Raw genomic sequence first — 7,519 nt, 5'->3', positions numbered from 1 at the left:
TCGTGCTGACCTGTCGGAAAAGGACAAACCTGTCTTTGTTCGACCTTATTCGGCCTGAGACGCTGAGAGCCTGATTGATGTTCCCTTCCACGGTTTCGGGCCGTGGGTCCGAGCGAGGGGCCAGCCCCTCCCGCTCCCCGGGATATTTACAGCCAGATGAAGGGCGGATCCGCGCCTTTCGGAAAGGAAAGACGAAATGTACAGTTTCGAGTTTGAGAAACCCTCGACCATTGCTGATGCGGTTGCTGCACTGGCCGCCGAGGATGCGCAGGCGTTGGGGGGCGGACAGACGCTGATCCCAACATTGAAGCAACGGTTGGCGGCCCCGTCCAAGTTGGTGTCGGTCAGCGGAATTCCCGAGATGCAAGGTGTTTGCATCGAGGATGACGGATCGGTGTCGATCGGTGGTGCGACGCCCCACGCTGTCGTCGCCCGCGAGGCCGCAGGGTCGTATCCAGCGCTTGCAGCGCTGGCCGGTCAGATCGGCGATCCGGCAGTCCGCAACCGCGGGACGATTGGCGGTTCGGTTGCCAACAATGACCCTGCGGCCTGTTATCCTGCAGGGGTATTGGGATCAGGGGCGACAGTGGTGACCAATACCCGCCAGATTCCCGCCGATGACTTTTTCCAGGGAATGTTCACGACGGCGCTGGATGAGGGTGAAATCATCACATCGGTCCGTTTCCCGGTACCGCAAGCGGCAAGCTATCAAAAGTTCCTTCAGCCAGCGTCGCGTTTTGCGCTTGTCGGGGTTTACCTGGCTCGCTTTGCGGACGGCGTGCGCGTCGCGGTTACCGGCGCGAGCGAGGACGGCGTTTTCCGGTGGTCCGAGGCTGAACAGGCGCTGAACAAAGAGTTTCGCCCTGATGCCCTTATGGACCTGCGTGTAAACCCGGCAAACATGATTGCGGATCTGCATGGGAGCAAGGAGTATCGGGCGCATCTTGTTTCGGTCATGACCAAACGCGCGGTTGAAGACTGCTTGTAAAGAATTGGTCGGGAAAATCGAAAAGTCCCGGTGTTATCCGGGGCTTTTTATCCTTGCAGCGTCACCACTTTCCCATTGGGGCGTACACAGATCGCGATGCGCTCGCCGGCTGCCCGCGCAAGGGTCGCTGCTATTTCAGCCTCAGAAGCATGACAGAATGCCGTTGAAAGCGCGTCTGCCGTTGTAGCATCCGGTGCCTGGACACTGACCGTTGACCAAAGCGGAGCGTTTTCGCCCATCGGGTCGATTACGTGAGCACTGCCGGACCGCAGACGCATGGCGCCGGGACTGGACGTAGCGATGGCGCGGTCTTTCAAATGCGTGACTTCGACAGGTCCGTACACTGGATCCGAGACACCCAGCAGCCACTGATGGCTACTTGCATAATACTCTCCGATATTGACCAAAACCTTGCCCCACCCAGCCTTGCGCAAGGCGCGAACGACCAGATCGGTGGCGAAACTTTGAGCGATGCCGTTCAAGGTAAGCGCTAGTCCCTGCCCATAGCACTAAGGCGGCCCTGCAACCTAAGTTGCAACCGCAAGGAAATCGAACTTGGCGGGTGTAGCTGGCGGGTGATTCGGCCCTCGCCGGTCCGGTGTGCAAAATGTCACCACGTCAGCCAAGGGCGACGGACGTACGGGGTATTCGGCCGGTCGACAGGGGGCAGGTTTGGTTCGCCGATCAGTGCGGCTTTGGCCTCGGGGTGATATTGGGGTTTTTCACGTCAAAGGCGACGCTTTGCCAAATAAGAACAGGCCGCCCAGATGGGGCGGCCTGACCAGGTTTTATTTCTTTTGCCTACGCGTTACTCGGCTGCCTGCGTGCTGCTGGCAGAGTGCTTGTCACGCTGACTGTCGCGGAACAGCGCCTTGGCCAGCGATACGCACATCAGGCCCATCACCATGGTGAACGGAAGCGCACCGATGATCATGGCATTGCGCAGCGCGTCCATAGGGTTGTTTTCACCCGCCGCCAGGATCAGCGCACCGATCACTGCCGTCAGGATCACACCCCAGATGATGCGGTGCTTGATACCGGTTTCCTGGCTACCACCTGACATGATGGTGTTCATCACCAGAATACCCGAGTCCGCCGAGGTCACCAGGAAGGTCATGATCAGGATCACGCACATGACGTTCAGCATGGACAATAGCCCACCGTCGATCATGTAGGACAGTGTGGTGAACAGCTTGTTGGTGTTCGATGCACCGATGATCGCACCTTCTGCCGCGCCTGCCAGTTCCAGATCGATCGCTGTGCCGCCGAGAACGGTCATCCAGGCAAAACACACCAGCGCAGGTGCGAACACGCAGCCCAAGATGAACTCGCGAACGGTACGACCTTTGGAGATGCGCGCCAGGAACAGACCCACGAAGGGCGAGAACGCGATCCACCATGCCCAGTAGAAGGTGGTCCAGCCTGCCTGCCAGCCGAATTGACGACCTTGCTCACCCGCAGCATAAGCCGCGGCCAAGGTTGCTTCGTCCAACTCGGCTGCTGCACCTTCCAGACCGCCTTTGAAGCCGTCGAAGCTACCCCAGGCGTTGGTCGCCCCACCCATCAGGTCTGCGGCATGTGCTTGCGCCTCGGCCGGAAGGGCAGCTGCGAATGCTTCGGCCGACAGCGGACCATAGGCGTTGAAGCTGAGCGACAGGAAGTGCAGGATGTAATCGACCATGGCAGTGCCATAAGTGGTCATGGCAAAGACAAACGAGCCGAAGACCACGAAAGTGCCCAGCAAGATGATCGACAGCACCAGATTCAGGTTGGACAGGTACTTAACACCCCGGCCAACACCGGATACCGCCGAAATGATCGACAGGCCCATGATGACGACCAAGCCTGAAATCAGACCAACCTTGCTGGGGGTCGGCACCTCGCCGCCCAAATCCATGATCCACTGCATGCCGGTGATCGCATAAAGTCCGTCGATGAACTGGCTGACGCCATAACCGATGGTTACGGAAACGCCGAGAATCGTCGCGACAACGCCCAAAACGTCGACCACGTGGCCGAAAAAGCCGTTGACGAAACGGCCAAACAGCGGAGTCAGCGCCGAGCGGATCGTCAGAGGCATGTCGCGTGTGTAAGCGTAGTAAGCCAACGACAGACCGGTCACAACGTAGATCGCCCAGGCGTGGAAGCCATAGTGCAGGAAAGTGAAGCGGTAAGCCGATTGCAATGCCTCAGGCGTGTTACCTTCGACCGCGCCGGAAACGACAACCGGGTTAGATCCCCAAAGGCCCAGCGGTTCTGCTGTGGCGAAAACCATGAGCCCCACACCAAGACCGGCACCGAACATCATGGAAAACCATGAGAAGTTCGAAAACTCGGGCTTTTCCCCCGGCGTTCCCATGATCCGACGACCCGTGGACGGAATGATCGCAACAACGGCCAGGAAGAAGAAGAAAAAACCGACAATGACGATGTAGAAGCTGTTGAAGACCTCCAGCAACTGGCTGTTCAGGCTGCCCAATGTGCTGTTTGCATTCGCTGGGAAAACCAGGGCCCACAGGACCAGCCCGACCATGATGGCCTTGCTGATCAGGGCAATTGGGACGCTGTAGTTTTCATAGAATCCGGAATCAGCCGTTTCTATTTCAACGTCCGTGAAAGGTTCGGGTATCGACATTCGCGCGTTCCTCCTCGAGTGTGTCGTTTTTGTTCTTCTGAAAAAGTGCTGGAAAACATCGCGTTGCACGACGTGGACAATCATGCACGTTGCACAAACCGATGTTGAGTTGTGTTCAGCCCAAACTTGGGCTTGCAGTAATAACGCGTGCTCCCATTACGTCTCTTACTGCAAATTTCCTCCCGATTACTTGCTGCCTGCTGTCATCACCGGTTCTAAGTGGTAAGTCAGCCTGAGGTTGAATATCGTCGCAGCATCCAAAGTGGTTGTTGGGTTTCCAGTTTCGAAAAACCTATAGCAAGGGTGAGATGTTCTAACTTGAGAATCCGACACTTCGATCACATGAAGCGACCACCGAATTCACTCGATTGCGATGTTAGCGAGAACAATGCGACGACATGATTTGTTGTGACCACTGCGTCCTTCACAGCTTCAGGACCAGTTTATCGGACTTGGCCCGCGAAACGCAGGTGCACAGGAATTCGTGGCTTTCCTGCTCTTGCGGTGTAAGTATTCCGTCGCGGTGATCGACCTGCCCTGACACTACGTCAACAATGCATGACCCGCACAACCCTTCAGAGCAGCCGAAATCGACCTGCACGCCGTTGCTTTGCAATACTTCGAGAATGGTTTCCTCCTTTCCGACCGGGTAGACCGCGCCGGTTGACTGAATTTCGATCTGAAATTCCGCGTTTGGGTCGTGGTCAATGTCAGAGGCGGGTGCAAATCGTTCAAAATGGATTGCCCCGCCACGCAAGGATGCACCTGCTTCCAAAACAGCATTCAGCATCGGTTCAGGTCCGCAGGTATACACATCCGCACCGACGGGCATCGATTGCATGACCGATGCCAGATCAAACCTGCCGTCTGCGTCATCGCAATGCAAATGATACCATTCCTCCAGCCCAAGGGCCCTGAACTGCGCGTCCATCGCTGCAAATTCTCTTGATCTTACAAGGTAGTAGACCCGAAAATCCTGCCCGCGATTCATCAGTTCCCGCGCCATTGCAATCAGCGGAGTCGCCCCGATGCCGCCTGCGATCAACGTGACATGCCGATCGTGGTTTTCGAGTTTGAAGTGATTCCGCGGCCCGCCGATTTCGACCATCGCCCCTTCTTGAAGCGCGTGCATGGCCACCGAGCCGCCACGCCCTTCATCTTCGCGTTTGACGGCGACATTGATTACACGGCCGTCCTGACTCCAATTCCACAGTGAATACTGCCGCACCAGATCGTCGGCCAGATGGATATCGACATGTGCGCCGGGTTGAAGGCTTGTGAAGCGGCCGTTTTCGATTTCAAAGCAAAAATCGGACGTGTCCGGGCTCAGCCGTGTTTTGCGCACGAGGCGGGCAACTTGTGTATCCATCACACATCCTGTTCGTTCTCGGTCGACTTTGGTCCTGTACCCGATCGCAAACAGCAGGAAAAAACATAGATTTCAATTGCAAAATTTCTCACATTCGGATGAATGTAACTCACCTCTACCTTTTGAGCAACGCAGCAACCATGTCACGACGCCACTATAATCTTCCACCACTCACGACTTTGTCGGCCTTCGAGGCCGCCGCGCGGCATCTCAGCTTCAAAGAAGCGGCCGGCGAACTGTCGGTTACGCCGGGCGCTGTCAGCCACCAGATAAAAGCGCTGGAAAGTGAATTGGGTTCGGCGCTGTTCGTCAGAAAGCACAGGGGCGTGGAACTGACCGAGGATGGCCGGGACCTGTTCGAGGTGCTCGGTTCGTCGTTCCGGCAGATATCGAAGGTGCTTGAAAAGATTCGCAGCGGTGATTCAGAAAATCCGGTGACGGTCGGGTCCACGACCGCTGTCGCGGCGTTGTGGCTTTCTCCGTCGGTCATCCGGTTCTGGCAGGACTACCCGCACGTAAAAGTGAACCAGATGGCACAGGACAAGCCATTCTCGGACAGACCGGATATCGACTTTTTCATCCGCTACGGTCGTGACGTGAATTCGCAGCTGAACCATACTAAACTGTACCGTGATACTCTGACGCCGGTCTGTAGCCCCGAGACGGCCATGGAACTGAAGGGGGCAAGTCTGGAAGACCTGGTCGAACGTCGCCTGATCCACCTTGAAACGCAGGACAACACCTGGACCACCTGGCCATCTTGGTTTCACGACCTCGGATATACCGGAGTTGTACCGGTGCAGTCGCGCGTAAACAGCTATGCGTTGGCGTTGCAGTTGGCCCGGAAAGGGGCCGGGCTTGCATTGGGGTGGAAACGCTTGATCCAGCCCATGCTGACATCAGGAAAACTTGTTGCGCTGGAAGAATTCAGCCTCCCCGCCCCGAATAACTTTTACCTCGTCGGTCGCCCGGACGACCAGCTGACAGAAGGTGCCCTGGCGCTGAAAAACTGGTTGCTGGATGAATTGTCCGGGGGTTCGGTTTAGTCTACCTCAATCGGCCATGAGGTTTTTTGATATTGAATGAAGTCGGATCGACCGGCCAATGGGGGTAACGTTCAACACATTCCGAATTACTCAGGAGCAACCGATGAACAAGCATTCAGCGCTTTCGTCTGTTCTGACCCCGGTAAACACCGCCAAGGGCCTGCCGAACGAGCATTATATCGATCCCGATGTCTTCGCCGAGGAACGGGAGGCGGTCCTGTTCGCGAACTGGTCGGGCATCGGTTTTGGCAAAGACATTCCCGAAGCGGGAGATGCCTTTCCGATCGACTTCCTCGGTGTGCCGCTTCTGATGGTGCGCGACCGTGACGGGCAGATCGGCGTTTTCCAGAACACCTGCCGCCATCGCGGAATGATTTTGGTCGACAAGCCGCTGAAAATCCGCGGCGCGATCCGTTGCCCTTATCACAGCTGGTGTTACGGCCTGAATGGCGAGCTGCGCACTGCGCCGCATGTCGGTGGCCCCGGACAGAACACGCATGAAGATCTGGACTTTGCTGAACTGGGCCTGATCCGCATACGTTCCTATGTCTGGCGCGACGTTGTCTTCGTAAATGTGGATGGCAACGCCCCGGAGTTCGAAGAGGTCCATCGCGAATTGATGGAACGCTGGAAAGATTTCGAACAGCCCATGTATCATGGCGGTGCCGGCGCGTCTGTCCGGCTCGAGCTGGAGTCGAACTGGAAACTGGCGGTCGAAAATTTCTGCGAAAGCTATCACCTGCCCTGGGTTCACCCGGGTCTCAACAGCTATTCGCGTCTGGAAGACCACTACAACATCAATGAACTGGGCAAGTATTCGGGTCAGGGCACCTACGTCTATCGGCAGTTTGAAGGTCAGAACGGCGAAAAACTGGATGACTTCCAGAATCTGAGCGAAAAGTGGAACGAAGGGGCGGAATACATCGTCGTGTACCCGAACACATTGCTGGGTGTTCAACGCGACCATGGATTTGCCTTTATCATCGATCCGATCACGCATGAGCGGTCGAACGAAAGGATCGAGCTGTACTACGCCAAAAAACCGGAAGACGCGCCCGAGCACGAAGCGTTGCGCGCAAAGAACGCGCAGCTTTGGAAAACCGTTTTCGAAGAGGATGTGTTCGTGGTCGAGGGCATGCAGAAAGGCCGTCATGGTGTCAAATTCGACGGCGGCCGTTTCTCGCCCGCGATGGATGGCCCAACGCATTGTTTCCACCACTGGGTGGCCAATCAGATCGAAAAAGCCCGTGCCGAGGGATAAGCGGCTTTCCGGCCGAATCATGGGCTGAGGGCGCCACGGATGCGCCCTGCTCGATCATTTGCAATCAGGCGATGTTCCGCGATCGCGCAAAGACGCACGCGGATGCGTGTGATGGGTTCATCACGGTCCGGTCCGCATCGTTGACGGCGCTATGAAATCAGGATTCAGGCGCAAAAATAGGTAGAAAGCGTATGATTGCGTACAGACCAACTCACTTCGC

5 protein-coding genes and 1 pseudogene are annotated in these 7,519 nt (G+C 56.6%); 3 read left to right on the top strand and 3 right to left on the bottom strand.

What is annotated here, in order from left to right:
* Positions 1 to 196 precede the first annotated feature (196 nt).
* Positions 197 to 988: an FAD binding domain-containing protein gene (locus tag ACR0A2_RS20200; RefSeq protein WP_480836911.1), complete on the top strand. Its 792-nt coding sequence runs from the start codon at positions 197 to 199 to the stop codon at positions 986 to 988.
* Positions 989 to 1,035: 47 nt separating this feature from the next.
* Here the strand turns inward: ACR0A2_RS20200 and ACR0A2_RS20195 are convergent.
* The 3 genes and pseudogenes from ACR0A2_RS20195 to ACR0A2_RS20185 form a co-directional block, all read right to left on the bottom strand.
* Positions 1,036 to 1,476 (bottom strand): annotated as a pseudogene (locus ACR0A2_RS20195) (FAD:protein FMN transferase); the annotation flags it as partial.
* A 320-nt stretch (positions 1,477 to 1,796) separates the two neighbouring features.
* Entirely contained in the window at positions 1,797 to 3,623 is a 1,827-nt protein-coding gene (locus ACR0A2_RS20190; RefSeq protein WP_480836909.1) for a BCCT family transporter, read from the bottom strand.
* Positions 3,624 to 4,047: 424 nt separating this feature from the next.
* Positions 4,048 to 4,992, bottom strand: a complete 945-nt coding sequence (locus tag ACR0A2_RS20185) for a PDR/VanB family oxidoreductase (RefSeq protein ID WP_480836907.1) — start codon at positions 4,990 to 4,992, stop codon at positions 4,048 to 4,050.
* Between the two features lie 140 nt (positions 4,993 to 5,132).
* On the opposite strand from ACR0A2_RS20185, the gene ACR0A2_RS20180 reads away from it, so the two are divergent.
* Both ACR0A2_RS20180 and ACR0A2_RS20175 read left to right on the top strand, forming a co-directional pair.
* Positions 5,133 to 6,038: a LysR substrate-binding domain-containing protein gene (locus ACR0A2_RS20180; RefSeq protein ID WP_480836905.1), complete on the top strand. Its 906-nt coding sequence runs from the start codon at positions 5,133 to 5,135 to the stop codon at positions 6,036 to 6,038.
* A 103-nt stretch (positions 6,039 to 6,141) separates the two neighbouring features.
* Positions 6,142 to 7,299, top strand: a complete 1,158-nt coding sequence (locus ACR0A2_RS20175) for an aromatic ring-hydroxylating oxygenase subunit alpha (protein WP_480836903.1) — start codon at positions 6,142 to 6,144, stop codon at positions 7,297 to 7,299.
* Positions 7,300 to 7,519: the final 220 nt, after the last annotated feature.

The organism is Ruegeria sp. H8 (assembly GCF_056532905.1).
The sequence above is the reverse complement of the archived record's forward strand: the minus strand, read 5'-3'. Positions and strand labels throughout refer to the sequence as shown.

Coding starts and splice junctions, on each gene's coding strand:
- ACR0A2_RS20200 (WP_480836911.1), top strand. CDS start 197: ATGTACAGTTTCGAGTTTGAGAAACCCTCGACCATTGCTGATGCGGTT.
- ACR0A2_RS20190 (WP_480836909.1), bottom strand. CDS start 3,623: ATGTCGATACCCGAACCTTTCACGGACGTTGAAATAGAAACGGCTGAT.
- ACR0A2_RS20185 (WP_480836907.1), bottom strand. CDS start 4,992: ATGGATACACAAGTTGCCCGCCTCGTGCGCAAAACACGGCTGAGCCCG.
- ACR0A2_RS20180 (WP_480836905.1), top strand. CDS start 5,133: ATGTCACGACGCCACTATAATCTTCCACCACTCACGACTTTGTCGGCC.
- ACR0A2_RS20175 (WP_480836903.1), top strand. CDS start 6,142: ATGAACAAGCATTCAGCGCTTTCGTCTGTTCTGACCCCGGTAAACACC.